General features: G+C 62.4%; 23 protein-coding genes. 14 read left to right on the top strand and 9 right to left on the bottom strand.

Features of this window, described 5'->3' with window-relative positions:
- Window positions 1–29: 29 nt before the first annotated feature.
- The 4 genes from lysS to SJ05684_RS13950 form a co-directional block, all read right to left on the bottom strand.
- Window positions 30–1,526: a lysine--tRNA ligase gene (lysS, locus tag SJ05684_RS13965; protein WP_034855817.1), complete on the bottom strand. Its 1,497-nt coding sequence runs from the start codon at window positions 1,524–1,526 to the stop codon at window positions 30–32.
- 10 nt (window positions 1,527–1,536) lie between these two features.
- Window positions 1,537–2,994 carry a glutamate--tRNA ligase gene (gene gltX, locus SJ05684_RS13960; protein WP_034855814.1) on the bottom strand — a complete coding sequence of 486 codons (1,458 nt, stop codon included), beginning with the start codon at window positions 2,992–2,994 and terminating at the stop codon, window positions 1,537–1,539.
- 275 nt (window positions 2,995–3,269) lie between these two features.
- A complete protein-coding gene (locus tag SJ05684_RS13955) occupies window positions 3,270–4,025 on the bottom strand; it encodes a TerC family protein (protein ID WP_034855812.1) in 756 nt (251 codons plus the stop codon).
- A gap of 181 nt (window positions 4,026–4,206) precedes the next feature.
- Window positions 4,207–4,896, bottom strand: a complete 690-nt coding sequence (locus tag SJ05684_RS13950) for a TetR/AcrR family transcriptional regulator (protein ID WP_034855810.1) — start codon at window positions 4,894–4,896, stop codon at window positions 4,207–4,209.
- 208 nt (window positions 4,897–5,104) lie between these two features.
- Between SJ05684_RS13950 and SJ05684_RS13945 the strand changes: the two genes are divergently transcribed.
- The 10 genes from SJ05684_RS13945 (at window position 5,105) to SJ05684_RS13900 (ending at window position 18,888) form a co-directional block, all read left to right on the top strand.
- Window positions 5,105–6,316, top strand: a complete 1,212-nt coding sequence (locus SJ05684_RS13945) for an HlyD family secretion protein (protein ID WP_034855807.1) — start codon at window positions 5,105–5,107, stop codon at window positions 6,314–6,316.
- Between the two features lie 23 nt (window positions 6,317–6,339).
- Entirely contained in the window at window positions 6,340–7,929 is a 1,590-nt protein-coding gene (locus SJ05684_RS13940; protein WP_034855805.1) for a DHA2 family efflux MFS transporter permease subunit, read from the top strand.
- A gap of 602 nt (window positions 7,930–8,531) precedes the next feature.
- Window positions 8,532–9,572 (top strand): cytochrome P450, encoded by a 1,041-nt coding sequence (locus SJ05684_RS13935; RefSeq protein WP_244938003.1) that lies wholly within the window; start codon window positions 8,532–8,534, stop codon window positions 9,570–9,572.
- Between the two features lie 19 nt (window positions 9,573–9,591).
- Window positions 9,592–10,560, top strand: a complete 969-nt coding sequence (locus tag SJ05684_RS13930) for a lysophospholipid acyltransferase family protein (protein WP_157211983.1) — start codon at window positions 9,592–9,594, stop codon at window positions 10,558–10,560.
- A 289-nt stretch (window positions 10,561–10,849) separates the two neighbouring features.
- Window positions 10,850–11,887: a LacI family DNA-binding transcriptional regulator gene (locus SJ05684_RS13925; protein ID WP_034855803.1), complete on the top strand. Its 1,038-nt coding sequence runs from the start codon at window positions 10,850–10,852 to the stop codon at window positions 11,885–11,887.
- A gap of 10 nt (window positions 11,888–11,897) precedes the next feature.
- A complete protein-coding gene (gene xylB / locus SJ05684_RS13920) occupies window positions 11,898–13,352 on the top strand; it encodes a xylulokinase (RefSeq protein ID WP_095694274.1) in 1,455 nt (484 codons plus the stop codon).
- A gap of 130 nt (window positions 13,353–13,482) precedes the next feature.
- On the top strand, window positions 13,483–14,793 hold the full coding sequence (xylA, locus tag SJ05684_RS13915) for a xylose isomerase (protein WP_034855779.1): 1,311 nt from the start codon (window positions 13,483–13,485) through the stop codon (window positions 14,791–14,793).
- 233 nt (window positions 14,794–15,026) lie between these two features.
- Window positions 15,027–16,079: a sugar phosphate isomerase/epimerase family protein gene (locus SJ05684_RS13910; protein WP_034855778.1), complete on the top strand. Its 1,053-nt coding sequence runs from the start codon at window positions 15,027–15,029 to the stop codon at window positions 16,077–16,079.
- A gap of 109 nt (window positions 16,080–16,188) precedes the next feature.
- The gene (locus SJ05684_RS13905; protein WP_050980056.1) at window positions 16,189–17,415 is read left to right on the top strand and encodes a Gfo/Idh/MocA family protein; all 1,227 of its coding nucleotides are present in this window, start codon (window positions 16,189–16,191) and stop codon (window positions 17,413–17,415) included.
- A 99-nt stretch (window positions 17,416–17,514) separates the two neighbouring features.
- The gene (locus SJ05684_RS13900) at window positions 17,515–18,888 is read left to right on the top strand and encodes a GH1 family beta-glucosidase (protein ID WP_034855792.1); all 1,374 of its coding nucleotides are present in this window, start codon (window positions 17,515–17,517) and stop codon (window positions 18,886–18,888) included.
- 58 nt (window positions 18,889–18,946) lie between these two features.
- Here the strand turns inward: SJ05684_RS13900 and trhO are convergent, their stop codons facing one another.
- The 3 genes from trhO to SJ05684_RS13885 form a co-directional block, all read right to left on the bottom strand.
- On the bottom strand, window positions 18,947–19,891 hold the full coding sequence (gene trhO / locus SJ05684_RS13895; RefSeq protein ID WP_034855775.1) for an oxygen-dependent tRNA uridine(34) hydroxylase TrhO: 945 nt from the start codon (window positions 19,889–19,891) through the stop codon (window positions 18,947–18,949).
- Between the two features lie 121 nt (window positions 19,892–20,012).
- Window positions 20,013–20,921 carry a CHAD domain-containing protein gene (locus tag SJ05684_RS13890; RefSeq protein ID WP_034855773.1) on the bottom strand — a complete coding sequence of 303 codons (909 nt, stop codon included), beginning with the start codon at window positions 20,919–20,921 and terminating at the stop codon, window positions 20,013–20,015.
- Window positions 20,918–21,391 (bottom strand): CYTH domain-containing protein, encoded by a 474-nt coding sequence (locus tag SJ05684_RS13885; protein ID WP_034855772.1) that lies wholly within the window; start codon window positions 21,389–21,391, stop codon window positions 20,918–20,920. Before SJ05684_RS13885 ends, SJ05684_RS13890 begins: the two co-directional genes overlap by 4 nt.
- 205 nt (window positions 21,392–21,596) lie before the next feature.
- Here SJ05684_RS13885 and SJ05684_RS13880 point away from each other — a divergent pair, with 205 nt between their 5' ends.
- The 4 genes from SJ05684_RS13880 to SJ05684_RS13865 all read left to right on the top strand — a co-directional run bounded on the left by SJ05684_RS13880 (window position 21,597) and on the right by SJ05684_RS13865 (window position 24,222).
- Complete coding sequence (locus SJ05684_RS13880; protein WP_034855771.1) at window positions 21,597–22,235, top strand: 2-dehydro-3-deoxy-phosphogluconate aldolase; 639 nt, start codon at window positions 21,597–21,599, stop codon at window positions 22,233–22,235.
- 163 nt (window positions 22,236–22,398) lie between these two features.
- Window positions 22,399–23,103, top strand: a complete 705-nt coding sequence (locus SJ05684_RS13875; RefSeq protein ID WP_034855769.1) for a tellurite resistance TerB family protein — start codon at window positions 22,399–22,401, stop codon at window positions 23,101–23,103.
- A 208-nt stretch (window positions 23,104–23,311) separates the two neighbouring features.
- Entirely contained in the window at window positions 23,312–24,010 is a 699-nt protein-coding gene (locus SJ05684_RS13870; protein WP_095694273.1) for a GNAT family N-acetyltransferase, read from the top strand.
- 2 nt (window positions 24,011–24,012) lie between these two features.
- On the top strand, window positions 24,013–24,222 hold the full coding sequence (locus SJ05684_RS13865; protein WP_034855765.1) for a hypothetical protein: 210 nt from the start codon (window positions 24,013–24,015) through the stop codon (window positions 24,220–24,222).
- Window positions 24,223–24,335: 113 nt separating this feature from the next.
- Here the strand turns inward: SJ05684_RS13865 and SJ05684_RS13860 are convergent, their stop codons facing one another.
- Both SJ05684_RS13860 and SJ05684_RS13855 read right to left on the bottom strand, forming a co-directional pair.
- The gene (locus tag SJ05684_RS13860; RefSeq protein ID WP_034855763.1) at window positions 24,336–25,349 is read right to left on the bottom strand and encodes a nickel/cobalt transporter; all 1,014 of its coding nucleotides are present in this window, start codon (window positions 25,347–25,349) and stop codon (window positions 24,336–24,338) included.
- Entirely contained in the window at window positions 25,343–25,987 is a 645-nt protein-coding gene (locus tag SJ05684_RS13855) for a DUF1007 family protein (RefSeq protein WP_034855761.1), read from the bottom strand. Before SJ05684_RS13855 ends, SJ05684_RS13860 begins: the two co-directional genes overlap by 7 nt.
- Between the last annotated feature and the right edge of the window lie 95 nt (window positions 25,988–26,082).

Here is a 26,082-nt window from a genome sequence, read left to right as displayed (position 1 = left end):
CGGGCTCTTTTTATTCGACCGTTCTTCGCTCAATCAGCCTTGTGGCGGCGAGCCGGGAAGAGAATGATGTCGCGGATCGACGGCGAATTGGTGAGCAGCATGATCAGCCGGTCGACGCCGATGCCCAATCCGCCGGCAGGCGGCATCCCCTGGTCCATCGCGTCGAGGAAGTCTTCATCCAGCGTCTTTTCCGTCTCGCCGCGGGCGTGGGCCTGTTCCATCTGCTCGACCATGCGGGCGCGTTGCTCGATCGGATCGTTGAGCTCGGAGAAGGCGTTGCCGATCTCCCAACCGTTACAATAGGTCTCAAAGCGTTCCACGAGCCGCGGCTCGCCCGGCACTTCCTTGGCGAAGGGCGAGATGTCCTTCGGGAAGTGGATGACGTGGGCGGGCTGAATGAGCGTCGCCTCAACCTTCTCCTCGAAGATGAAAGCGAGAACTTCGCCCCAGGTCGCATCCTTCTCGATCTCGAAACCGGCCTTCCTTGCGGCCTCGCGGGCTTCCTCATCAGTCTTGATGGCAAGGAAATCGATGCCGGTTGCTTCCTTGACGGCCGCCGGCATGGAGACGCGCGGGAACGGTCCCTCGAAAGAAAGCTGCTTGTCGCCAAATTCGAACTCGGTCTTGCCGTGCACCGCCAGCGCCAGCGTCTCGAACATGCGTTCGACGAGGCCCATCATGTCCTCGTAGTCCGCATAGGCCCAATAGCACTCCATCATTGTGAATTCCGGATTGTGCCGGGTGGAGACGCCTTCGTTGCGGAAGTTGCGGTTGATCTCGAACACCTTGTCGGTCAGGCCGGAAACCAGCACGCGCTTGAGATAAAGCTCGGGCGCGATGCGCAGATACATGTCGAGCTTGAGCGTGTTGTGATGGGTCTTGAAGGGCTCTGCCGTCGCCCCGCCATAGATCGGCTGCAGCATCGGCGTTTCCACTTCCATGAAGCCCTCGTCTTCGAGGCAGCGGCGCAGGCTCGACACGATGCGGCTTCGCTGCTGAAAGCGCAGCTTGGATTCCTCGTTGACCATGATGTCGAGATAGCGCTTGCGGTAGCGGGTCTCGATGTCGGCGAGCCCGTGATACTTCTCCGGCATCGGCAAGAGCGACTTGCAGAGCATGGTGATTTCTTTGGCGTTCACCGTCAACTCGCCGCGCTTTGTGCGCCGCACCTCGCCGGTGACGCCGATGATGTCGCCGAGGTCGATCATCGGGAGCAGTGCCCGCGCCTCTTCGGGCGTCGTATCCTTATGCGAGAAGATCTGGATCTTGCCGGATGCGTCGTGAATGTCGATGAACATGCCGGAATTGCGCGAGGAAAAGACGCGCCCCGCGACCGTTACCGTGTCGCCGCTTTCCGTATCCAGTTCGAGTCCGGCATATTTCTCGGCGAGTTCCGCATTGGTGATGGTGCGATGGAAATGTGCCGGGTAGACGTCGCCGATCTGCTCGCGCAGGAGTTCCAGCTTCTGTGCGCGCACCTCGGTCGCGTCGGAGGAAAGGCCGGCGTTTTCAGTCGTCTGATTCATCGTCTTGTCCTTACTTTCCGCTGCCGACCATCGAAGCGACGACCTGGGACGCCAGCTTCAGACGCTGGCGCACGACCGCACGGCCGAGGAGCTCCATGGAATCGAAGAGCGGCAGCGAACGCTGCGAGCCCGAGACGGCCACGAAGAGCGGTGCGACGATCGCCTTCAGCTTTTTGCCGGTCGCATCGGCGACGGTGCGCAGTTCCGCCTCGATCGACTCCTTGTTCCATTCGAGGATCTTTTCGAGATGCGGCTGTACCGTGTTCAAGATTTCCAGCATATCCTCGGGCGAAGCCTTCACCCCGGCAAAGGCGGCGGACTGCAGGCCGAGATCCGATTTGAACAGGAAGGCAGCGAGGTCCGGCAGTTCGCCGAGCTTCGCAATACGCGATTGCGAGAGCTTGAGGCCCTCCTTGAGGCGATCGTTCTCCGAAGCCCAGGCGAAGACGCGGGCGGCGAATTCTTCCTCGGTAAGCTCCTCGCGGATCCAGCGGGCGTTTAGCCAGTCGAGCTTCTGGATGTCGAAGATCGCGCCGGCTTTCGAAAGATTTTCCGGGTCGAATTTCTCGGCGAGCTCCTCCATCGTCAGGAGTTCCTCGCCTTCGGCGATCTGGATGAAGAAAAGACCAAGGAAGTTCATTAGCGCTTCCGGCAGGTAGCCGAGCGCCGTGTAATAGGAGATCGAGGTCGGGTTCTTGCGCTTCGACAGCTTGGACTTGTCGGCATTGCGCATCAGCGACAGATGCATGAATTTCGGCGGCTCAAGCCCGAGATACTCATAGATCAGGATATGCTTCGGCACGGAGGCGAGCCATTCCTCGCCGCGCGCGACGTGGGTGATTTTCATCAGGTGGTCGTCGACGACATTCGCCATGTGGTAGGTCGGCATGCCGTCCGCCTTGAGCAACACCTGCATGTCCACGGCATCCCACGGGATCTCGACCTCGCCATAGACGCCGTCATGGAACCTGCAGGAGCCTTCCGTCGGGATCTTCATGCGCACGACATGCGGCTCGCCGGCTTCAACGCGCTTCGTCACTTCCTCGGCCGAGAGGCTCAAGCACAGGCCGTCATACTTCGGCGGCTTGCCAGCGGCACGCTGTGCCTCGCGCATCTCTTCCAGCCGCTCGGGCGTGCAGAAACAGCGGAAGCCGTGGCCGTTTGCGACGATCTTTTCGACATAGGGCTTGTAGATGTCCTTGCGGTCGCTCTGGCGATAGGGACCGTAGGGGCCGCCGATATCGGGACCTTCCGACCACTTCAGGCCGCACCATTTCAGAGCATCGAGCACCTTCTTCTCGAACTCCGGCGTCGAGCGTGTCGCATCGGTATCCTCGATGCGCAGGATGAACTCGCCGCCATGCTTCTTCGCGAAGAGATAGTTGAACAGCGCAATATAGGCGGTACCGACATGCGGTTCGCCGGTGGGGGAGGGCGCGATGCGCACTCGGACTGCTGAATCTGCCATGGTCTTGCCCGTCTTGACGTGCTTTGGGGCCCTTTGCCGGAGCGTACTCCCGCTGGCGGGCGCGCAATTTTATGGGAAGGAAACGCCCGCAAGGGCGCCGCACCAGCGGTATCGGCGGGCAATTCCAGTCGGCAGGGGTGAGACCATAGAAAGCCCCTTCTGTCAACGGAAACCGGCAGGCAGTCGCTTCTGCAGGGACGGTCGTGCTGCAGCATGGCGGAACGCGGCGCATGATCACCATGGAGGCCCGCGAGTAGCGGGCCTCATCAAGGCAATTAGTGTACATTTTCGGCCCGCTGCTTCCGCAGTCGGGCGTTGCGGGCCATTATGTTCAGCCCTTCGACCAGCGCCGAGAATGCCATCGCCGCATAGATGTAGCCCTTCGGGACGTGGAAGCCCATGCCTTCGGCGATCAGCGTGGTGCCGATCATCAGGAGGAAGGCGAGCGCCAGCATCACGATGGTCGGGTTCCGCTCGATGAAGTTGGCAAGCGGCGTTGCCGCAAGCAGCATCACCGTGACGGCGATGACGACCGCGGCGACCATGATCGGCAGGTGCGGCGTCATTCCGACGGCGGTGATGATGCTGTCGACGGAGAAGACGAGGTCGAGCAGCAGGATCTGCCCGATCGCCGCGGTGAAGCTGTTGATAGCCGAGGTGGCAATGAAATCCTCCGCATGATCTTTCGGATCAACGCTGTGGTGAATTTCTTTCGTCGCCTTCCAGACGAGGAACAGGCCGCCGGCGATCAGGATCATGTCCTTCCAGGAGAAGCCGTGCCCGAAGGCCTCGAAGACCGGCCGGGTCAGTTGCACGATCCAGGCTATGGTGCCGAGCAGCGCCAGGCGCATGATCAGCGCCAGCCCGATGCCGATGCGGCGGGCCTTCACGCGGTGGGTGCCCGGCAGCTTGTTGGTGAGAATCGAGATGAAGATCAGGTTGTCGATGCCGAGCACGACTTCCATGACGACGAGCGTAACTAGGGCGACCCAAGCCTCGGGGCTTTGGACAAGCGTGAGAATTTCCTGCATCGGCGATCTTTCCTTTCTCGATATGCGAGATCGCCGCAGTATTTAGCCATACTTCTGAAAGTCGCAAGCGCCGCCGCGCATTTAGCGGCGGTGTCTGCCGAGTGCTCTTCCGTGCCGGGCCGTGGTGGAAACCATAGGGAATGTATGCCCGATGCGGGGCCCGGCTTAGTAACATGCGTCATCAGGGCGCTTCCCGGCCATAGGCGGCCAGAAATACGCGGATGGCCGACGAGACGTTCTTTTCGAGCTGCTCGGCCGACACCGCATCGCACATGCCGAAGAGCCGCCCCTTGAAAAGCCCGGCCATCGAAAGCTCGATGAACTGTTTGGCCGCCAGTTCCGTATCGTCGATCGACAGTGTGCCCGTGGCCACCTGCCGGTCGAGATAGGCCTTCAGCACCGTGTAGCCGTTTTCCGGCGTGGCAGTGAAGAAGCGTTGTGCCAGCCGCGGCATGCGGTCGATGACACCGAGTACGGTGCGCATCGCCCGGATCGTGTAGTCGGAGGTGATGCTGGTCACGAGGGTCACGCCGAAATCGTGAAGCGCCACCTCAATAGGGTCATGGTCGTTCAGCAATTGCTTGATGCTGCTGACGATGCGGCTGCGCTCGCGCGCGATCAGCGCCTCGAACAGGTCTTCCTTGTTCTCGAAATAGACGTAGAGGGTGCCTTTTGAGACGCCGGCCTCGCGGGTAATGTCGTTCATGCTGGCGGCATCGAAATTGCTGCGCATGAATACGCGTTTGGCACCCTCGAGAATCTGTTCGCGCTTCACCGGATCCGCGCCGGCGGGACGCCGGCCGCCGCCTGCGCGCTGCTGTTCCTGCTCCTGCAGGTGTCTCTCCTGCCGTTCGCTTTTCGACGACATCATGGGTGCCGGGCTCCTCCACTCCTTCGCGTAGCTCTCGGGAGACGCCGGGAAAGCCTGCGCCCCATTTTCCCTCGTCTTGTCACCTCGCCTTGCTTCGAACTGATTGGTTCGATTTGCGCTTGATATGCGGTCATGAAGGCATTATGTCAAGCGACATCGAACCGAACGGTTCAGTCAATTTAAATCAGTCATTCAAGCCGGTATCCCCATGTCCAGCAACAGCACCTCAAGCGCTGCCCGCGTCCGTCCCGTCGACGATCATTTTGAACTCACGGATTCTGCCAACAAAGCCGAGGCTCAGCGAGGCGAGGCTCCGTCGGCGACGGAACGCCCATCCACCGAAACGGCGGCGCCCGAGAAAAAGCGTCGAAACCCGATCCTTCCGGTCCTGGGCTTGGCGTTGCTCGCGGCGGGTGGCTGGTACGGCTATGATTGGTGGACGCATGGCCGCTTCATGATCTCGACCGACGACGCCTATATCGAGGCGGACATAGCCACCATCTCGCCAAAGGTGTCGGGCTATGTCGCCGGAGTCGATGTCGTCGCCAACCAGCATGTGAAGGCTGGAGACCCGCTCGTCACGCTCGACGATGGCGACTATCGCATCGCGGCCGAGCAGGCCGAGGCGCAAATCTCGACGCAGAAGCTGGCGCTCAGCCGCTTCGACGCGCAGATCGCCGGCGCAAAGGCGAGCCTCAACCAGGCGCAAGCGCAGAAGGAATCCCTCGAAGCGGCGCTCAGGGGCGCCGAACTGGCGCAGAAGCGCGCCAGCGAGCTGCAGTCCAAGGACTTCGGAACGGACGCCGCGCGCGACAGCGCACAGGTTGCGCTGGACCAGGCACGCGCAAACCTCGTCGGCGCGGACGCCAACATCGCTGCGGCCAAAGCCAATATCACCGTTCTCGAGGCCCAGCGCCAGGAAGCGGAAAGCGCCATTCGCTCGCTGGAACTGGCCCGGGACAAAGCGAAACGCGACCTCGGCTTCACCGTGCTGAAGGCGCCCTATGACGGCATCATCGGCAATGTCGCGGTCCAGGTCGGCGACCTCGTTGCCGCAGGACAACGTCTCGCCGCGCTCGTGCCGGTAAACGCGCTCCACGTCGACGCCAATTTCAAGGAGACGCAGATCGCGAATCTGACGCCGGGTTCCAAGGTCCAGATCCATGTCGACGCCTATGATGAGCACTCCATCGAAGGCACGGTCGCGTCGATTTCGCCGGCCTCCGGCGCGGTCTTCTCGCTGCTGCCGGCGGAAAACGCCACCGGTAATTTCACCAAGATCACCCAGCGCGTCCCGGTCCGCATCACGCTGCCGGCCGATGCGCTCGCCATAGGCAATTTGCGTGCGGGACTGAGCGTCGTGGTGGACGTCGATACCCGAACGGCCCCGAAAGACGCGACGGTCGCCGAGGCGAAGTAGGCGACAAGCGAGGAGTGCCCGAAATGGCGGCAACGGCAACAGCGGGCGTTTTGGCGGCAGATGCTGCCGGCGCGGAAGAACGCATGGATCCGAAACGGCTGATCGCCTTTTTAGCGATGGTGGCCGGCATGTTCATGGCGATCCTCGATATCCAGATCGTTTCTGCCTCGCTCGCCGAAATCCAGGCGGGGCTCTCCGCCGGTTCGGACGAGATCGGCTGGGTGCAGACCTCCTATCTGATCGCCGAGGTCATCATGATCCCGCTGTCGGGCACGCTCGCCCGCATCGTCTCGACGCGCGTGCTCTTTTCCGTCGCCGCCGCCGGTTTCACGGCGGCGAGCGCGCTCGCCGCGACCGCCACCAATATCGAGCAGATGATCGTCTATCGTGCGATCCAGGGCTTTATCGGCGGAGGCATGATCCCCTCGGTCTTCGCCGCCGCCTTCACCATTTTCCCGCCGTCGAAGCGCAATATCGTCTCGCCGATCATCGGGCTGATCGCGACGTTGGCGCCCACCATCGGCCCGACGGTCGGCGGATATCTGAGCCACGCCTTTTCCTGGCACTGGCTGTTCCTCGTCAATGTCATTCCGGGCATCATCGTCGCATCGCTGACCTGGACCTACATCGACTTCGACAAGCCGGAATTAGGGCTGATGAAGAAGTTCGACTGGTGGGGCCTATTATCGATGGCGATCTTTCTGGGGTCGCTCGAATTTGTGCTCGAGGAAGGCAACGCCAATGACTGGTTCAATGACGACCACATCGTCATGGGCGCGTTCGCAACCGTGCTCGGCGCCCTCGTGTTCTTCTACCGGGCTTTCGCGGTGGAGTTTCCAGTGGTCGATCTCAGGGCCTTCGTTAACCGCAACTTCACATTGGGTTCGCTCTTCTCTTTCGTCATGGGCATCGGCCTTTACGGGCTCACCTATCTCTATCCGCTCTATCTGGGGCGCATCCGCGGCTATGATTCGCTGATGATCGGCGAGACCATGTTCGTCTCGGGTCTCGCCATGTTTCTCACCGCACCGGTCGCAGGCTTCCTGGCGGGCCGGGTCGATCCCAGATTGATGATGAGTATCGGCTTTGCCGGATTTGCGGCGGGTACCTGGATGATGAGCCATCTGACCGGCGATTGGGACTTCTGGGAACTGCTCGTCCCGCAGATCCTGCGCGGCAGCTCGCTGATGCTCTGCATGGTGCCGATCAACAACATCGCCCTCGGCACGCTGCCTCCCGAGCGCGTCCGCAATGCCTCTGGTCTGTTCAACCTGACGCGAAATCTCGGCGGCGCGGTCGGCCTTGCCGTCATCAATACGATTCTCACGCAGCGGCAGCAATTCCACTATTCCCGGCTTGCCGAGCACGTGCAATGGGGTAATCCCGCGGCGGTGGAGCGCTTGGAGAACATGACGTCGAATTTCGACGCCTACGGCCTCGACGGCGCGACCGTTGCGCTCAAGCAACTGGCCACGACGGTGCAGCAGCAGGCGACGATCCTGTCCTTCGGCGATATCTTCCTGCTCCTGACAGTGCTGTTCCTGGCGATGATCGCCGGCGTCCTGATGATCAGCAAGCCGCAGGGCGCCGGGCCTGGAGACGGTGGCCACTAGAAGATCCCCCCTGACTGCAAACTGCTCTTGGGAGAGACGAAAGCGATGCCGCCCCCCGCGGGGCGTCCGGCCCAGATCGGTGCATTCAATTGGCGCAGCGCGACACAGAAGCGGATTTGTTGTTTGCTGCATTAAATGCGAGCGCGACCGGGTCTGGATTTTGAGCCTGTTTAATACTAACCAAAACTCAATATTCTCCACCCCTGCTGATTCCTCCGAAATGGAACGCAAGATGCTGCAATGGCTCAATAGGCCAATAGGATTTACCGAGGAACTGTCAGGAAAATCGTTCTCCCCCTCAAGAGCAGACTACTATACCGGGCCGCCTGGGAAGCCGATTCAACTGCTTGTGCAAGCAAGAAAAGATTTTCTGTCGATCTGGCGCGCAAGCGACTACAAAGAGAAAGTTTCCGAGATACGGGTGCTCGGTCGACAGATCGTCATCGTCAACTCGCCCGAACTCATCCGGCACGTCGTCGTCAAGCGCCACGAAAACTTCCAGCGCAAGACCCCACAGATGCGTCGCGCGCTTGAATTCCTCCTTGGAGATGGGCTTTTTATCTCGCCGCCCCCTTGTGACCGACATAGTGCACGCAAAAAGGGTGCCTTCCTTCGGTCCGATTATGGAGCGCACGTCGATCGAACTCGTCGAGCGCTGGAAGCGAATACCCGAGGGTACACCCGTCAACGCGCTTCACGAGATGGCCGGCTTGACTGCGGAGATCATCGCTCGAAGCGTCTTTGGAAACGACCTCGGCGACGACAGCGCCGCGGCTGTCACAGAAGGCTTCACCAGTTACCAGGCCCTGGTCGACTCCATCAATATCGGTTACTTCCTCGGATTTGACGACGGCTTGCCGATCTTTCGCACGCCGACACTGCGTCGCTCCGTTAGCCGCATTCACCGGATCATCGACAAGGTTGTGGAGGATCACCTGTCCGGTCGCGGCGACCACAATTCGATGGTCGAGCTTCTCGTGCGCCGCCAGATGAAGAGTCCGGAACTGAAACTCGATCTTGTCGCTCTGCGAAACGAGGCCGCAACTATTTTCATGGCGGGCCATGAAACGACAGCTTCGACTTTGACCTGGGCCTGGTATCTGTTGTCCAGGGCACAATGGGTGGAAGAGGCCGTGCATGCCGAGATCGGGCGTGTTTGCGGCAACCGGATTCCGACGATAGACGACGTACCGCAGCTCGAACTGTGCAAGGCAGTGATCGAGGAAACGCTTCGCCTCTATCCTCCTGTCCCAATTCTGGCACGGCAGACCCGTGAAGCCGAGATGATCGGCAACATCGCCGCCCAGCGCGGTTCCCTCGTGCTGATCGTACCCTGGCTGCTGCACCGCACGGGGAGCCTGTTTGAGCAGCCGCATTATTTTCGACCGGAGCGTTTCATGGGCGGGCGCCGCCCGACTCCCTATAGCTACATACCGTTCGCAAGCGGACCACGCGTGTGCCCAGGCTTGCATTTCGGCCTTACGGAAGCGGTCCTCTGCCTGGCAATCATTGCCCAGCAATTCCGCGTCGTCGTCGCGAGTACCCACAAACTAGAACCAGTCTGCCGTCTGACGCTGCGGCCCAAAGGGGGCCTGCCGGTCACACTCGAGAAACGAAGTGGAACGCCGCGTGCCGACCGCTGAGTGGCAGACGAAGCCGCGTATGAAGAAACGGAGCGCCTGGATATTTTACCAGCAAAGCGCCCCCACGATTACCGATGTCCTGGCAGGGAGACGGCGATCGCGCGATTTCTGGCGCCATGTGGTAACGAACAATTTTTGGAATGTTACCCACCTGCTCGTACATTTCGGACTCAAGCTTCTCCCGATGGATGCCTGCTCGAATTTCGGAGCGAGCCTCGGCAGCTTCGCGATGCCGCGTTTTCACAGGATCGCTTCGAATCGTGCCCGTGACACGATCCGGCAACTATGCCCGGACATGGGTGATCGCGACCGTGACGAGCTTTTTCGCAGGAATTGCCGTGCGCAGGGACGGCTGATGACAGAATTTTCTGTTGTCAATCGCCTCCAACGCCATCCCGAGCGCGTGGAAGTCCACGGACTCGATATCATTGCCGAAGCCGTTGACCGTGGGCCGGTCATCCTGGTCGGGATGCACCTCGGTAACTGGGAAATCACCCCGACCGTATTGCACGGCATCAATGTTCACGCGTTTTATGTCCCTCCAAGAGGGCGTGCAAAAGCCTGGATCGCCGAACGCGTTCGCCGCAAGGCTGGCCTAAGATTTCTGCCCCCCGGCGCGGCGGGCGTTAAGCCCGCGATCAAGATCCTGAAGGATGGTGGCGTCGTCAGCATCTTCTGCGACGAGGGTTTCGGCGGCAAAATCCGGGGACCCTTCTTCGGACGGAAACCCCATCTCGAAGGGAATATCGGCGTTGCCATCCGCTTGGCACGTGTGACGGGCGCCACAATATGTCCGTGGTATTGCTTGCGCGGCGAGGGCTTCAATTTCGTATGGCGCTCGCTCGACCCAATTCGGCTCCCGCCTGAAGACAGTCCTGGCGCACGGCGGGGCGAGGACCTCCTTCTGCTGAACGACGTGGTCGAAAGGGTGATTAGGGAGAACCTCGATCAATGGTATTTCCTGGACCATGCGCTTCGCGCACCATGACAGCGCAACCTTGGTCTGACAGCTCCGCCCCCTTCAACTCATACCTTTTGCCCTTCATCCGGCCTGTCGGCCACTTTCTCTCCCATGCTGATGCATGCTGGAAAAGGGACTCGCCGCTTGTCTGGAGAAGGGTTAGAGTGGGGCAACCTTCACCTCGCCTCGCCGCCCTGTGGTTCCCTGAGCAAACACAGCGACTGAGACGTTGCTATTTCGCCTCGTTTATCGCCGTTGGCGTATTTTTGATTTACGTACATCAAAAATTCCTCTAAGGGTTCCCGAGGAGGAGAGGATGCGTCCAACCGTTCACGATATCGCCGCTGAAGCGGGGGTCAGCCTGGCGACCGTCGACCGGGTGCTCAACAACCGTCCGGGCGTCAGGGCCGTGACGCGCGACAAGGTCGAGCAGGCGATCGAGACGCTCGGCTATGTGCGTGACGTTGCGGCGGCGAACCTTGCCAAGGGGCGCACCTATCCGCTGATTTTCATCATGCCAGCGGGCGACAATTCCTTCATGCGCGGCCTTGAGGCCGAAGTGAGGGCGGCGACCGTCCGCTCGGCGGCGGAGCGCACGGAGATCACAATTCTGACGGTACCTGCCTTCAATGCGCAGGCATTGGCGGAGGCGCTCGCCGAGGCGCATCGTCGGCAGCCGGCAGGTGTTGCCGTGGTCGCTATCGAAGCGCCTGAAGTGACCGCCGCGGTAAAGCGTCTTCGCGACGACGGTATTGCCGTCGTGACCCTCGTGTCGGACCTGCCCGGTTCGGCGCGCGACCACTTCGCCGGGGTCGACAATGTCGCCGCCGGGCGCACGGCCGGCAGTCTGATGGGGCGTTTTCTCGGCAACCGCGAGGGACCGGTGGCCGTGCTGGCGGGCTCCATGCTCGTACGCGACCACAGGGATCGCCTCGAAGGTTTCCAAGCCGTGATGCGCGACTGTTTCGGCACCCGCGCGCTGCTGCCGGTGGTCGAGGGCCAGGACGACGCGGCGCTTGCTGAGAAACTGGTTGCGGCGCTGATCGACGCACATCCGGATCTTGCCGGCATCTATAGTATCGGCGCCGGCAATCGCGGTCTCGTCGCGGCGCTCGAGAAGGCGGGCAAGGCGGGGACGATCTGCGTGGTCGCGCACGAACTGACCGCCTATAGCCGCGCGGCGCTCCTGTCCGGAACGATCGACGCGCTCCTCAACCAGGATGCTGGCCACGAGGTCAGAAGCGCGATCCGTGTCCTCAAGGCCAAGGCGGATGGTTTGGCGGTGATTGCGGCGCAGGAGCGCATCCGCATCGACATATTCCTGAAGGACAATCTGCCGAGCGGGCAGGTTTAGGAGAATGCCCATGTATCTCGGACTGGATCTCGGCACCTCCGGCGTCAAGGCGATGCTGATCGACGATGACCAGCGCATCATCGGTTCCGCCTCGGCCGGTCTCGACGTGTCACGCCCGCATCCCGGCTGGTCGGAGCAGGACCCCGCCGACTGGATTCGTGCGGCCGACGAGGCGATCGGCGGCCTCAAGGCGGCCCATCCGCGGGCGCTTGCCGCCGTCCGCGGGATCGGCCTCTCCGGCCAGATGCACGGCGCAACGCTTCTCGACAGGCATGACGCCGTGCTTCGGCCATGCATACTCTGGAACGATACCCGCAGCCACCGCGAGGCGGCCGCGCTCGACCGCGATCCGCAATTCCGGGCGCTCACCGGCAATATTGTCTTTCCCGGCTTCACCGCGCCGAAGCTCGCCTGGGTGCGTGAAAACGAGCCGGAGATATTCGCGCAGGTGCGCTGGGTCCTGCTGCCGAAGGACTATCTCCGCCTATGGCTGACCGGCGAGCACATGTCGGAAATGTCGGATTCCGCGGGTACGTCCTGGCTCGACACGGGCAAGCGCGGGTGGTCTGAGAGCCTGCTTGCAGCCACTCATCTGGAGGAGCGGCAGATGCCGAGCCTCGTCGAGGGGACCGAAGGAGCAGGCACATTGAGGTCGGACCTTGCGAGCCGCTGGGGCATGGGAGAGAACGTCGTCGTGGCCGGCGGCGCCGGCGACAACGCGGCGTCGGCTTGCGGCATGGGCACCGTAAGCGAGGGGAATGCCTTCGTCTCGCTCGGGACCTCCGGCGTGCTCTTTGCGGCCAACTCGCGCTACCTCCCCAATCCGGAGAGCGCGGTTCATGCCTTCTGTCATGCGCTGCCCAATACCTGGCACCAGATGGGCGTCATCCTATCGGCGACCGACGCGCTGAACTGGCATTCGGGCGTTACCGGCAGGAGTGCCGCCGATCTCACCGGTGAGCTTGGCGGTAAGCTCAAGGCGCCAGGTTCGGTCACGTTCCTTCCCTATCTCTCCGGTGAGCGCACGCCGCACAACGACGCGGCGATCCGCGGCGCCTTTGCCGGTCTCGGGCACGAGAGCTCGCGAGCGGTGCTGACGCAGGCGGTGCTCGAAGGCGTTTCCTTCGCGATCCGCGACAGTCTGGAAGCCTTGCGGGCGGCCGGCACGACGCTCGCCCGCGTCACCGCGATCGGCGGCGGCTCCCGCTCCCGCTACTGGCTGCAATCGGTCGCGACGGCGCTCGACCTGCCGGTCGACCTGCCGGCGGACGGCGATTTTGGTGCGGCCTTCGGCGCGGCGCGGCTCGGGCTCATCGCCGCGACCGACGCTGATCCGTTTGCCGTCTGCACGGCGCCCGAGACGGCGGAAACGATTGCGCCGGATGCATCTCTCGTAGCCGCCTACGAAGATGCCTATCAGCGTTATCGGCGGCTCTACCCCGCGATCAAGGGAGCAATGCCGTAGGCAATGCACATGATTTCAGCCGGCGCCGGCTGAGTCCCGTGCCGAAATGAAATCGATTACTTTTCACCCAATGCCCGTGCCCCCCCTCAAGCGGCGCCGGCATTGCTAAAGTCCATGAGAGGAGACGACCGTGAGCACGGGTTTTTTCGGCGATGTCGCCAAGATCAAATATGAAGGGCCGGAAAGCAACAACCCGCTTGCCTTCCGCCATTATGATCCGGACGAGATCGTGCTTGGAAAGCGGATGGAGGAGCATCTGCGCTTCGCGGTCGCCTATTGGCACACATTCGTCTGGCCGGGCGGCGATCCCTTCGGCGGGCAGACCTTCGAGCGTCCGTGGTTCAAGGACACGATGGAAGCGGCCAAGCTCAAGGCAGACGTCGCCTTCGAGTTCTTCCAATTGCTCGGCGCGCCCTACTACTGCTTCCACGACGCGGATGTGCGCCCGGAGGGCCGGAATTTCGCCGAGAATACCAGTAATCTCCACGAGATCGTCGACTATTTCGCCCAGAAGCAGGCCGACACCGGGGTCAAGTTGCTCTGGGGCACGGCGAACCTCTTCTCGAACCGTCGCTATATGGGCGGTGCTGCGACCAATCCCGACCCGGACGTCTTTGCCTTCGCGGCAGCGACCGTGAAGACGTGCATCGACGCGACTCAGAGGCTTGGCGGCGAGAACTACGTGCTCTGGGGCGGGCGCGAGGGCTATGAGACGCTGCTCAACACCGACATGAAGCGCGAGCTCGACCAACTCGGCCGGTTCTTGAACCTCGTCGTCGAATACAAGCATAAGATCGGCTTCGAGGGCACGATCCTCATCGAGCCGAAGCCGCAGGAGCCGACGAAGCACCAATACGATTTCGACGTCGCGACCGTCTACGGGTTCCTCAAGAAATACGGCCTCGAGAACGAGGTGAAGGTGAATATCGAGCAGGGCCATGCGATCCTCGCCGGCCACTCCTTCGAGCACGAGCTGGCACTTGCCAATGCCCTCGGCATCTTCGGCTCGATCGACATGAACCGCAACGACTACCAGTCCGGCTGGGATACGGACCAGTTCCCAAACAATGTTCCGGAAATGGCGCTTGCCTACTACCAGATCCTTTCCGGCGGCGGCTTCAAGACCGGCGGCACCAATTTCGACGCGAAGCTGCGCCGCCAGTCGATCGATCCGGAGGACCTGCTGATCGGCCATATCGGCGGCATGGATTGCTGTGCGCGCGGCCTCAAGGCGGCGGCGAAAATGATCGAGGACAAGGCGATCTCGGGCCCGCTCGATGCTCGTTACGCCGGCTGGAACGTACCCGAAGCGAAGAAGATGCTCGAAGGCGGCTTCTCGCTCGAAGAGATCGAGGCATGGGTCCGCAAGGCGGGCCTCAACCCGCAGCCGAGATCCGGCAAGCAGGAATACCTGGAAAACATCGTCAACCGTTACGTCTGACGACCATGGGGTGCCTCGCCAGGGGCGCAATTCGCGCTCCTGGCGAGGCGGCAGGTTCTTTCAAGCGTGCGGCAGAGGCCCATTGCTCGTTGCGGAGAATCTGCTAGCTTCTGGCTCCTGCAACGTTGCAGGTGCTCAGTCGGCGCGAAAATCGCGGGGCAGAGGTGCAAAGGCCATCACTCGGCCGGCAGGCCGGTATCTCAGACGACCGATCGAACAGGGAGGAGATTTGCATGCGGACCATCAAGGGACCAGGGCTTTTTCTCGCGCAATTCGCCGGCGATGCGGCGCCGTTCAACTCCTGGGATGTGATCACGAAATGGGCGGCCGATTGCGGTTATAAGGGGGTGCAGGTGCCGAGTTGGGACGCCCGCCTCTTCGACCTGAGAAAGGCCGCAGAATCGAAGGCCTATTGCGACGAGATTGCCGGCAAGGCACGTGACAACGGCGTCGAGATCACCGAGCTTTCGACGCATCTGCAAGGGCAACTGGTGGCGGTGCATCCGGCCTATGACGAGTCTTTCGATGGCTTCGCGGCGCCTGAGGTGCGCGGCAATCCGAAGGCGCGACAGCAATGGGCTGTCGAACAGGTGAAACTGGCCCTGACCGCGTCCAGAAATCTCGGCCTCAACGCCATGGCAAGCTTTTCCGGTGCGCTTGCCTGGCCCTTTGTCTATCCCTGGCCGCAACGCCCCGCGGGCCTCGTGGAAACCGCCTTCGACGAGCTTGCCCGCCGCTGGAAACCGATCCTCGACTATGCGGAGGATTGCGGCGTCGATATCTGCTACGAGATACATCCGGGCGAGGACTTGCACGATGGCATCACCTACGAAATGTTCCTGGAGCGAACCGGCAACCACGCCCGCGCCTGCATGCTCTACGATCCCTCGCACTACGTGCTGCAGTGTCTCGACTACCTCGACAATATCGACATCTACAAGGACCGCATCCGGATGTTTCACGTCAAGGACGCGGAGTTCAACCCGACCGGGCGGCAGGGCGTCTATGGCGGCTATCAAGGTTGGGTCGATCGCGCCGGACGTTTCCGGTCGCTTGGCGACGGTCAGGTGGACTTCGGCGCTATCTTCTCGAAAATGGCGGCGAACAACTTTGCCGGCTGGGCCGTGGTCGAGTGGGAATGCGCCTTGAAGCATCCGGAAGACGGCGCGCGCGAAGGTGCCGAGTTCGTCAAGGCGCACATCATCCGTGTCACTGAAAAGGCCTTCGACGATTTTGCCGACAGCGGCACGGACGAGGTGGCGAACCGGCGCATGCTGGGGCTTTAGCTTTCAAGATTTGCCCCTCACTCCAGCCCTCTCCCCGCGGGCGGGGAGAAGGCGCCGGCAGGCGGATGAGGGGCTGTCCCATTGCAAACATCTCAGGAGAGGACGCAGGATGGCAATTGAGGGAAGCAGTAAGGAAACGCGTCAAGAGCCCATCCGCCTTGGCATGGTCGGCGGCGGCTCCGGCGCCTTCATCGGCGCGGTGCATCGCATCGCCGCGAGGCTCGACGATCACTTCCAGTTGGTCGCCGGCGCTCTGTCGTCGACGCCGGACAGGGCCCGGGCCTCGGGCCGCGAACTCGGCCTCGACCCTTCACGCATCTATTCCGATTTCAGGGAAATGGCGATCCGCGAGGCGAAGCTGAAGAGCGGCATCGAGGCGGTGGCGATCGTCACGCCCAATCACGTGCATTATGCCGCCGCCAAGGAGTTCCTGAAGCGTGGCATCCATGTGATCTGCGACAAGCCGCTGACCTCGACACTTGCTGACGCGAAGAAGCTCAAGCGGGCGGCGGATGAGAGCGATGCGCTCTTCGTGCTGACGCATAATTACACCGGCTATCCGATGGTGCGGCAGGCGCGCGAGATGATCGCGAACGGGGAGATCGGCGCCGTCCGCCTCGTTCAGATGGAATATCCGCAGGACTGGCTGACCGAGAGCATCGAGCAGTCCGGCCAGAAACAGGCCGCGTGGCGGACCGATCCGGCGCGCTCTGGCGCCGGCGGTTCGACCGGCGATATCGGCACGCATGCCTATAATCTCGGCTGCTTCGTATCCGGACTGGAATTGGAGGAGCTTGCGGCCGACCTCGACAGTTTCGTTCCCGGCCGTCAGCTCGACGACAACGCCCACGTGATGCTGCGTTTCAAGGAGAAGGACGGTGCGCGCGCCAAAGGCATGCTCTGGTGCAGCCAGGTGGCGCCCGGTAACGAAAACGGACTGATGCTGCGCGTCTATGGCAGCAAGGGCGGTCTCGAATGGACGCAGAAGGATCCCAATTATCTCTGGTATACGCCCTTCGGCGAGCCGAAGCGCCTGCTGACCCGCGCCGGTGCCGGCGCGTCTCCGGCCGCTGCCCGTGTATCACGCATTCCTTCGGGCCATCCGGAAGGCTATCTCGAAGCCTTTGCCAATATCTATACGGAAGCGGCGCGGGCGATCCATGCCAGGCGCAACGGCGAGACGGTGGACCCGGCCGTCACTTATCCGACAATTGACGACGGTATGAAGGGCATGATCTTTGTCGACGCCTGCGTTCGCTCCTCGAAGCGCAACGGTGCCTGGATAAAGGTTGGAGGCCTGGGCGATGGGCGGGACAACTCTGCGGTCGCGGGTTGACATTTGTCACGATCGCTTTAGGCGGCGGTCCGAATAGAGGAGGCGCAGCGGCGGCCACGACTTGCCGGTCAGACGTCGCTGGGAGCAAGGATGATGAGCATGATCGACGCCAAGAAACTCGCAGAACGCTTTCCGGACGACTTTGTCTTCGGCGTTGCCACGGCCTCCTTCCAGATCGAGGGCGCTAGCAAAACGGACGGACGCAAGCCGTCGATCTGGGATGCCTTCTCCAACATGCCCGGCCGCGTTTTCGGGCGCCATAATGGCGACGTCGCCTGCGACCACTACAACAGACTGGAGCAGGACCTCGATCTGATTAAGAGCCTCGGCGTCGAGGCCTATCGCTTTTCGATCGCCTGGCCACGCATCATTCCGGAAGGCACGGGACCGGTCAACGAGAAGGGGCTCGACTTCTATGATCGGCTCGTCGACGGCCTCAAGGCTCGCGGCATCAAGGCGTTTGCCACGCTCTACCACTGGGATCTGCCACTGGCCCTGATGGGTGACGGCGGCTGGACGGCGCGGACCACCGCCTATGCCTATCAGCGCTATGCGAAGACGGTAATCGCCCGCCTCGGCGACCGCCTCGATGCGGTGGCGACCTTCAACGAGCCCTGGTGCTCCGTCTGGCTCGGGCATCTCTACGGCATCCATGCGCCAGGCGAGCACAACATGGATGCGGCGCTTGCCGCACTTCATTTTACCAACCTCGCCCACGGTCTCGGCGTCGGCGCGATCCGCTCCGAGCGGCCGGACCTCCCGGTCGGCATCGTTATCAACGCCCATTCGGTCTATCCCGACAGCGACAGCGCCGAGGACAAGGCCGCGGCCGATCGCGCTTTCGATTTCCACAACGGCGTTTTCTTCGATCCGGTCTTCAAGGGCGAATATCCCGAAGGCTTCCTCGCCGCGCTCGGTTCCCGCATGCCGCCGATCGAGGACGGCGACATGGCGACGATCGCGCAGCCGCTCGACTGGTGGGGGCTCAACTATTACACGCCGATGCGCGTCTCGCACGATCAGGCCCCGAGCGCCGAATATCCGGCTACGGCCAATGCCAAGCCGGCCAGCGACGTAAAGACCGATATCGGCTGGGAGGTCTGTGCGCCGGCGCTCGGCGCCTTGGTCGAAACGCTGAACGCCCGCTACGCACTGCCGGACTGCTACATCACCGAAAACGGCGCCTGCTACAACATGGGTGTCGAGAAGGGCGCTGTCGACGACCAGCCGCGGCTCGACTACATCGCCGACCATCTCTCTGTGACGGCCGATCTGATCGCCAAGGGTTACCCGATGCGCGGCTACTTCGCCTGGAGCCTCATGGACAATTTCGAATGGGCCGAAGGCTACCGCATGCGCTTCGGCATCGTCCATGTCGACTACGAGACGCAGGTTCGCACCATCAAGAAAAGCGGCCATTGGTACAAGGAACTGGCGGAACAGTTCCCGAGGGGAAACCGAAAGGCTGCGTGATCACGTCAATGCTGGTATCTCGGAGCGAGACGGCGCGGCAGCGGCGTGCTGAGACCGCCTAACTCCCCAGATGCCGATCCCCGCGCTTCTTCGCCAGGGCGATCTGCCGCTGCCGCTCTCGGTAGCGCTCGCGATCCTCTTCACTGCGTTCTTCGTGACAGTGCACGCAGGAGACGCCCTCCTCGTGGAGGGGCGAGAGCAGGTCTTCCGGCGTCAAGGGCTGGCGGCAGGCATGGCAGAGCGTGTGCTCGCCTTCTTGAAGGCCGTGGGTGACCGAAACGCGCTCGTCGAAGACGAAGCAGGCGCCCTCCCAAAGACTCTCCTCCGAAGAGATCTCCTCCAGATATTTGAGGATGCCGCCCTTGAGATGGTAGACCTCGTCGAAGCCCTGTTCCTTCATGAAAGCGGTCGCCTTCTCGCATCGGATACCGCCGGTGCAGTACATGGCGATCTTCGGCTTGTTGTGCAGGCCGCTATGGTTGCGGACCCAGTCGGGAAACTCCCGGAACGTCTTCGTCTTCGGATCCACGGCACCGCGGAAGAGGCCGATCGCGGTCTCGTAGTCATTGCGCGTATCGATGACGAGCGTGTCGGGATCGGAGATCAGCGCGTTCCAGTCCCTCGGCTCCACATAGGTGCCTACCACACGGTTGGGGTCGATGTTGTCAACCCCCATGGTGACGATCTCCTTCTTCAGTCGCACCTTCATGCGCAGGAAGGGCATGGACGAGGCACGGCTCTCCTTGTGCTCAAGGCGGTCGAATTCGGGCTGCGCGCGCAGATAGGCGAGCACTGCCGCGATCCCTTCGTCGGTGCCCGCGATCGTGCCGTTGATGCCTTCACGGGCGATGAGCAGCGTGCCCTTGACGCGGTTTTCGTCGCAGACGATCTGCAGCGGCTCGCGGAATTCGGCAAAGCGCGGGAACGAAACAAAGTGATAGAGCGCGGCAACCAGGTACTGGCCGTGCGTCTCCGGGCGCGGTGTCGTGAAGGTGTCGGTCATGGGCAGGCAAATACAGCTTTCGGGCGTTTGGTGCAATTGCGGCGAATGGCACTTGCCATCGGCGCTCCCCGGCAAGCGGGGCGAAGGTGGCCGGCAGGCGGGTTGAGAGGGCAAAATGTGGCTATCGCGCCGCCTCGAGCCAGAGCAATTCGACCGTCCGGCTCTCCCGCTCCGGCGCGTCGAGAAAAACGGCCTTCGCCCGCTGCAGAGCCTCGTGCCGAAGTTCTTCCTGGCGGGCGATGACGGCGGAAAGCAGGTGCGCCTGGTTCTGGCTGTCGCGGGCGACCTCCGGCTCTTCGTCTATTAGCGACGTCAGGGTGGAGAGGTCGTTCAGGTGGCCGAGCAGGTCGACCAGTTCCCTGGCGTCTGACCGCTTTGCCTGCATGGCTGATGGCCATACTTCCCTGAGGAGAGCCAAATGCATTCGGTAGTCCTGGGCACGCTTGCGCAACTCGTGAAAGAGGACTGCGTCGGTGCCCGTTTTGCAGGCGACCCTTGCGCGCGCAGCGCGTTCCAGCGCCAGCCGCCAACCCCTTTCCAATCGGGCGGCCGATTTTCGCCTGCCATCGTGGAAGGAGACCCGTGAAAGCGCCGAAAGCGCCCGTTCGCAGCCGGCGATGGTCACACAGATTTTCCCCTCGAGATCGGTTTGTCTTTCGGCGATCCGGTCGCGGCGGGCCGCGAGGATCGAGCAGACCTTGTCCAAAGCGACCTGCTGTTCCTCGCTTGCCGCATGAGCGCGCAGGTAACTGGCGTTTTCGACAAGCGCGGCCGCTTCGCGTACAATCGACAGATTCCGCGCCATGTCCCGAAGTCGGGCGTTTTCCTGTTTCTGGAATACCGCGGCATCGCAAGCCACGAGCCGGTAAAGCGCACGTAGGCGCTTGAAATTCTTGCGGGCGTCGTGGATCGCCACATGCACGCCCGCAGGCTGGTCCTTCAGCACCGTCATTGCGCACTCGATCTGCTCGGCAGCGAGCGCCCGAAAGTCCTCGGTGAAGGGCCGGGTAGGGCCAAAGGCATAGGTCATGGCTGCGCCACCAGAACCCCTTCGGTGGCAAGCGCCTGGTTGGAGTAGCGGCGGTCGCCGGTTATTTCCCGCCCCAGCCAAGCCGGCAACGCAGGCAGATCCGATTCCCGCTTCATTTCCACCTCGGCGACGACGAGTCCTTCGAGCGCGCCCTCGTAAACGTCGACCTCCCAGGTGAAACCCTTGTGCGGCACGCGAAAGCGCCGCTTCTCGATGACGATGCCGACTGCCTGGGTCAACAGCTCGCGGGCGTCGTCCATCGGCAGATCATATTCGTATTCATTGCGAACGAGCGAGGATTTGCCGATCTTTATAGTCAGGCGCGCCCATTTATTGCCGTGAATGCGGACCCGCACCGAACGGTCCTCCATGGTCACGATATAGGCCTGCCGGAGCCTGATGCCTTTGTCGGCGTGGTTTTTCCAGCCGTCGGACCCGACCAGGAATTTTCGTTCGATCTCCTTCGCCATGGCATCCTGCCGTATCGAGAGGTCCCCTGCCGGCAGAGACTAGCGTTTAATTGGTTCGGCTCAAGCCCATCTCTTTGTCGCGGATAATATTTTATCGTCCGCTTCATTGGGGCTGTGGGTGCGACGCAGCATTCGGGCTCGACAATGACAGGCGAGGGGAGTATTCGGAAGGGCAGGATTCAATCGTTTTAAAAGGACGGCGGGCATGAGCGTCAAGACCGACAAGCTTCTTTCCATCCTCAAGCTGCAACCGGTGGTGCCGGTCTTGGTGATCGATGACGCGGCAACCGCCGTACCGCTTGCTCGGGCGCTGGTTGCCGGCGGCCTTAAGGCAATCGAGATCACGCTGCGCACGCCGGCGGCGCTCGAGGCGATCCGCGCGGTGGCAGACGAGGTCGATGGCGCGGTTGCCGGCGCCGGGACGATCCTCAATGCGGCGCAGTTCGAAGCGGCCGTCGAGGCAGGGTCGCAATTCATCGTCAGCCCCGGCACGACGCAGGAACTGATCGACGTCGCCAATGACCACGAGGTGCCGCTGCTGCCCGGCGCGGCAACGGCAAGCGAAGTGATGGGCCTGCGTGAGGAAGGTTACGAAGTGATGAAATTCTTCCCGGCCGAGCAGGCCGGTGGCGCTGCCTATCTGAAGTCGCTCTCCTCGCCGCTCGCCGGCAGCCTGTTCTGCCCGACCGGCGGCATCTCGCTCGCCAACGCCCGCGATTATCTCTCGCTGCCGAACGTCGTCTGCGTCGGCGGTTCGTGGGTGGCGCCGAAGGACCTCGTCGCCAAGGGTGACTGGGCCGGCATCACCAAGCTCGCCGCGGAGGCGGCTGCGCTGAGGGTTTGAGGCAGGCTTTCCCAAAGGTGGAAGGCCGAGGCCCGTTCCTTCTCCCTTCGCCTGGTGTTTGTATTTTGTTGGCAAGGTTCCTATGTCTCTCTCCGCCGACAGGAGCGGGATGGGAACGCCGACGTTCATCCGAGTCCCGCCAAACCGACAAGGAGCGAGGCCGATGTTCGACGCGAAGAAATTGCTGGATCAGTTCCTGGGTTCGCAGGTGCCCGGTGCCGGCGGCACGGTTCGTGACCGCGCGGACCAGGTGACGAAGCTCGCCCAGGACAATCCCTTGGCAACGGGCACGATCGCAGCGGTCCTGCTCGGCACCAAGTCCGGCCGCAAGCTGGCCGGCAATGCGGCGGTTCTTGGCGGCCTGGCGGCGATCGCGGGCCTTGGATACCAGGCCTACAGGAAGTACCAGGCGGGCCAGTCGCCTGCCGCCGAGCCCGCAGCCGCAGCACCAGCGCAACTACCGGCGCCGCCAGCCGATTCCGGCTTCGTCGCGCCGGAGGCGATGAGCGATGACTTCGCCCGGGTACTCGTCCGCGCCATGATCGCCGCCGCCCGGGCGGATGGGCACATCGACGAGGCCGAGCGGAGCCGCATCATCGACAAACTGTCCATTTCCGGACTTTCGGCAGACGCGGCCGCCTTCCTCGAAAGCGAACTGGCAAACCCGATCGACCTCGACGCGATCATTGCCGCGGGGAAGACGGAGGAGGAAAGAGTGGAGATCTATACGGCCTCGCGCCTTGCGATCGAGCCGGAAAGCCGCGCCGAGCGCGGTTACCTCGATCTGCTGGCCGGCCGACTTGGTCTTGCCGATGCGCTGGTTGACCACATCGAGGCGACGGTTGCGGCAGCGAAGGTTCCAGCCTGAAGCGGTGCGGACGGATCAGAGCGCGTCATCCGGCTCACTTATCGGATCCATCACGACTTTGAATTTGCCGTCGGGCGGCGTCTGTCCTATTGCGAGGCAAATGCCGGTGCGGGTGTGGGCTTTCCGCCCGCAGTCCGCGCTAGCTCCTTAGAGTCGATCAGGATGACGATCCGACCTAAGGTCATCGTGTTCAGCGCGGGAGAAGTCGATGCGTGATCTTGCCAATTGGACGGCCTGCCCTGCGCCGCAACCCGTGACGATCGAGGGGCGCTACGTGCGCCTGGAGGCCTACGACCGGGCGGCGCATCTCGAGGCGCTCTGGCATGACGCCTTTGGTGGTCTTGCGATCAATCCGCTGCTCAAATATTTCACCCAGGATGATTTTTCCGGCATCGAGGACTTCGGTGCCTGGCTATCCGCCGTGCAGACGAAATCCGGCTGGATCACGGAGGTATTTCGCGATCGGGCGACGGACAAGGTCGTCGGCATGGCGAACTATATGCGTGCCGACGCAGCCAATGGTGTCGTGGAGGTCGGTGGCGTTGCGCACGGACCCGCCATGGCGCGCTCGGCCCTTTCGACGGAAGCGCATTACCTGATGGCGCGACACGTCTTCGAGGATCTCGGCTATCGGCGCTACGAGTGGAAATGCCATAGCGAAAACCAGCCGAGCCGCACCGCTGCGCTGCGGCTCGGCTTCACCTTCGAGGGGATTTTCCGCCAGCACATGATTTCCAAGCATGCCAATCGCGACACGGCGTGGTATTCGATCATCGATCGCGAATGGCCGCCTATCAGGACAGCCTTCGAAACTTGGCTCTCGCCCGGCAATTTCGACGGCGAGGGGCACCAGCGGCGGCGGTTAGAGGATATCCGCGCGGAGCTTTCGGTAAAGGAGCAGGCGTGACCATGGCCGACAGGAAAGAAAACTCCCCGGCAATCGCGGCGGCGATTATCCTCGTCGTCGTCGGCATCGGCTTCTTCGCCCTGCCTTCGATCATGCTGCGGCTCGGCGACATCTCGCCCTGGCTCGCCGCCGGCTTCGGCGCCCTTTTCGTGCTCGGCTTCTTTCTGATCTTCTGGCTGCGCGCCCGCCATCAGCGCCGGCGCGGGCGGTGACTTGGCGCGGTTAACGCCCGGACTGATAGCAAGCGGCTCGTCCCTTCTTCCCGTCTGCGGCGAGAAGAACCCGGCAGGCGATGCGGGCTGCCGCGGCGGATATGGCGCCCGAGTCAACCCTGGAGCGCGGCGCCCAAAAGCACAAGCCCGAGAACAAGAACCAGAAGCGCACCGGCGATCTCGATGGTACTGGAGATGCGCGCCGCTGCCGAGTGGCTTGAGGCGTAGCGGACGGCAATGCCCTTGGCGGTGACTGCCATGGTGGCGAGGATGGAAACGGTGATGGCCGTGCCGATCGACATGGCGAAGACCGAGAGAACCCCGCCGAGATAGAGCCCGTTCAGCAGCGCGAAGGACAGTACGATCAGCGCGCCGGAGCAGGGGCGCAGGCCCACGGCGACGATCGCCGACCAGGCTTCTCTGAGCGCGAAGCGGTCGCCTTTCAACATCGTCGGATCAGGGGCGTGGGCATGGCCGCAGGTGGCGCAGACTTCGCCCGGCCCATGGTGGTGGCCGTCATGACCATGATGAATATGGCGGTGATCATGCTCGTCATGCGCATGACCGACGGCAAGCGCCGGCCGCACCCGCGATCGAAGCTTGCGAAAGAGCAGCCATCCGCCGAAAGCGGCGATCAGCGCGTAGCTTGCGACCTCCAGCGAGTGGGTGGCGCGGGTCATGTTGATCGAAGAGCCGCGAAGCACGAGGTATACGGCGCCGATCAGGAGGATGGCCACGACGCCCTGGAGCATGGAGGAGAGGAACGACAGGAGCACGCCGCGCTTGAGTTCCGTCTCGTTGGCGATCATGTAGGAGGAAATGACGGCCTTGCCGTGGCCCGGGCCGGCGGCGTGGAGAACGCCATAGGTGAAGGAAAGCCCCACCAGCGACCAGAGCTGCCCAGGATTTTCGCGCATAGCCTTGAGCGCGCCGGTCAGCATTCGGTAGAAGCCCTGCTGTTCGGCATTGACCCAGGCGAAGAAGCCGCCGAACAGGCCGGTCGTCGGGATGGAGGGCTCGGCAGAGCCGATGCCGAGCGGCGACTGGGCGCTCGCCATGGTCGCGCAAAGGACCGTCAACAAAAGCGCGGCCGCAAGCGCGCCGCCGATCCTGCGGACGTTCAGCATGTAATCTCGATCCTGGTTGCGAAGAGCTTCGACATGTCGGTGCCCGTCGGGTCGTTCCAGAAGGCGTCCGTCAGCGTGTCCTTGTTTTCGGCAAGGACTTCGTCCGCGTCCGGGCGAACAACCTGATGCGTGCAGGCCTCGATCTTGTCGCCGACGACGGTCAGGTCCTCGTCGGTCGGGAAATCCATCGCCGTGTACATGGTCGGATCGTAGACGCCGAAAGAGAGCTTGCCCTTGAGGGGCATCGCTTCGGCGGGCTTCACCGCGAACATCATCAGGAGCTGGTTATCCTTGTAGTCGACGGCGATGCTGTCGGGCCGGTTCACCTTAACCGACTTTCCGTTGTCAAGGATCGTCGTGTAGTAATTGTACTCGGCCAGGGATTCGAGCACGGTCTGCCCGATCTCCTGCAGCTCTTCCGGATCGAGCGTGGCGTTCGCATTCTTGTCGAAGTCGAGCACCACGCTCGCCGAGAACAGCTCGTCGAAGCGCCAGACATTGCGCAGCTCGCTGATTGCTCCCTGGTCGTCGGAAACCACTTCCAGCCGCGCTTCGGCGAAGATATGCGGATGGGCGGCGGCAAACGCAGGTGCGAGAAGCGTTGCAAGGCCGGCCATGACGAGGCGTTTTAGGTTCATTGGATTGGAATCCCTTTCGGCCGGAACGGTCCGTATGAATCGTCCTTCGAATGTATCCCAATTGGGACGGAAATGGGACCTGGCCGCGCAGGCGC

Origin of the sequence: Sinorhizobium sojae CCBAU 05684, from assembly GCF_002288525.1 — a bacterium.
In the GTDB taxonomy this organism is placed as follows: domain Bacteria; phylum Pseudomonadota; class Alphaproteobacteria; order Rhizobiales; family Rhizobiaceae; genus Sinorhizobium; species Sinorhizobium sojae.
This window is presented reverse-complemented; position numbering and strand designations above follow the sequence as displayed.

Excerpts from the sequence above, each read along its gene's own strand:
- lysS (WP_034855817.1), bottom strand. The coding sequence starts at position 1,526 with ATGAATCAGACGACTGAAAACGCCGGCCTTTCCTCCGACGCGACCGAG.
- gltX (WP_034855814.1), bottom strand. The coding sequence starts at position 2,994 with ATGGCAGATTCAGCAGTCCGAGTGCGCATCGCGCCCTCCCCCACCGGC.
- SJ05684_RS13955 (WP_034855812.1), bottom strand. The coding sequence starts at position 4,025 with ATGCAGGAAATTCTCACGCTTGTCCAAAGCCCCGAGGCTTGGGTCGCC.
- SJ05684_RS13950 (WP_034855810.1), bottom strand. The coding sequence starts at position 4,896 with ATGATGTCGTCGAAAAGCGAACGGCAGGAGAGACACCTGCAGGAGCAG.
- SJ05684_RS13945 (WP_034855807.1), top strand. The coding sequence starts at position 5,105 with ATGTCCAGCAACAGCACCTCAAGCGCTGCCCGCGTCCGTCCCGTCGAC.
- SJ05684_RS13940 (WP_034855805.1), top strand. The coding sequence starts at position 6,340 with ATGGCGGCAACGGCAACAGCGGGCGTTTTGGCGGCAGATGCTGCCGGC.
- SJ05684_RS13930 (WP_157211983.1), top strand. The coding sequence starts at position 9,592 with ATGAAGAAACGGAGCGCCTGGATATTTTACCAGCAAAGCGCCCCCACG.
- SJ05684_RS13925 (WP_034855803.1), top strand. The coding sequence starts at position 10,850 with ATGCGTCCAACCGTTCACGATATCGCCGCTGAAGCGGGGGTCAGCCTG.
- xylB (WP_095694274.1), top strand. The coding sequence starts at position 11,898 with ATGTATCTCGGACTGGATCTCGGCACCTCCGGCGTCAAGGCGATGCTG.
- SJ05684_RS13910 (WP_034855778.1), top strand. The coding sequence starts at position 15,027 with ATGCGGACCATCAAGGGACCAGGGCTTTTTCTCGCGCAATTCGCCGGC.
- SJ05684_RS13905 (WP_050980056.1), top strand. The coding sequence starts at position 16,189 with ATGGCAATTGAGGGAAGCAGTAAGGAAACGCGTCAAGAGCCCATCCGC.
- SJ05684_RS13900 (WP_034855792.1), top strand. The coding sequence starts at position 17,515 with ATGATCGACGCCAAGAAACTCGCAGAACGCTTTCCGGACGACTTTGTC.
- trhO (WP_034855775.1), bottom strand. The coding sequence starts at position 19,891 with ATGACCGACACCTTCACGACACCGCGCCCGGAGACGCACGGCCAGTAC.
- SJ05684_RS13890 (WP_034855773.1), bottom strand. The coding sequence starts at position 20,921 with ATGACCTATGCCTTTGGCCCTACCCGGCCCTTCACCGAGGACTTTCGG.
- SJ05684_RS13885 (WP_034855772.1), bottom strand. The coding sequence starts at position 21,391 with ATGGCGAAGGAGATCGAACGAAAATTCCTGGTCGGGTCCGACGGCTGG.
- SJ05684_RS13880 (WP_034855771.1), top strand. The coding sequence starts at position 21,597 with ATGAGCGTCAAGACCGACAAGCTTCTTTCCATCCTCAAGCTGCAACCG.
- SJ05684_RS13875 (WP_034855769.1), top strand. The coding sequence starts at position 22,399 with ATGTTCGACGCGAAGAAATTGCTGGATCAGTTCCTGGGTTCGCAGGTG.
- SJ05684_RS13870 (WP_095694273.1), top strand. The coding sequence starts at position 23,312 with ATGCGTGATCTTGCCAATTGGACGGCCTGCCCTGCGCCGCAACCCGTG.
- SJ05684_RS13865 (WP_034855765.1), top strand. The coding sequence starts at position 24,013 with ATGGCCGACAGGAAAGAAAACTCCCCGGCAATCGCGGCGGCGATTATC.
- SJ05684_RS13860 (WP_034855763.1), bottom strand. The coding sequence starts at position 25,349 with ATGCTGAACGTCCGCAGGATCGGCGGCGCGCTTGCGGCCGCGCTTTTG.
- SJ05684_RS13855 (WP_034855761.1), bottom strand. The coding sequence starts at position 25,987 with ATGAACCTAAAACGCCTCGTCATGGCCGGCCTTGCAACGCTTCTCGCA.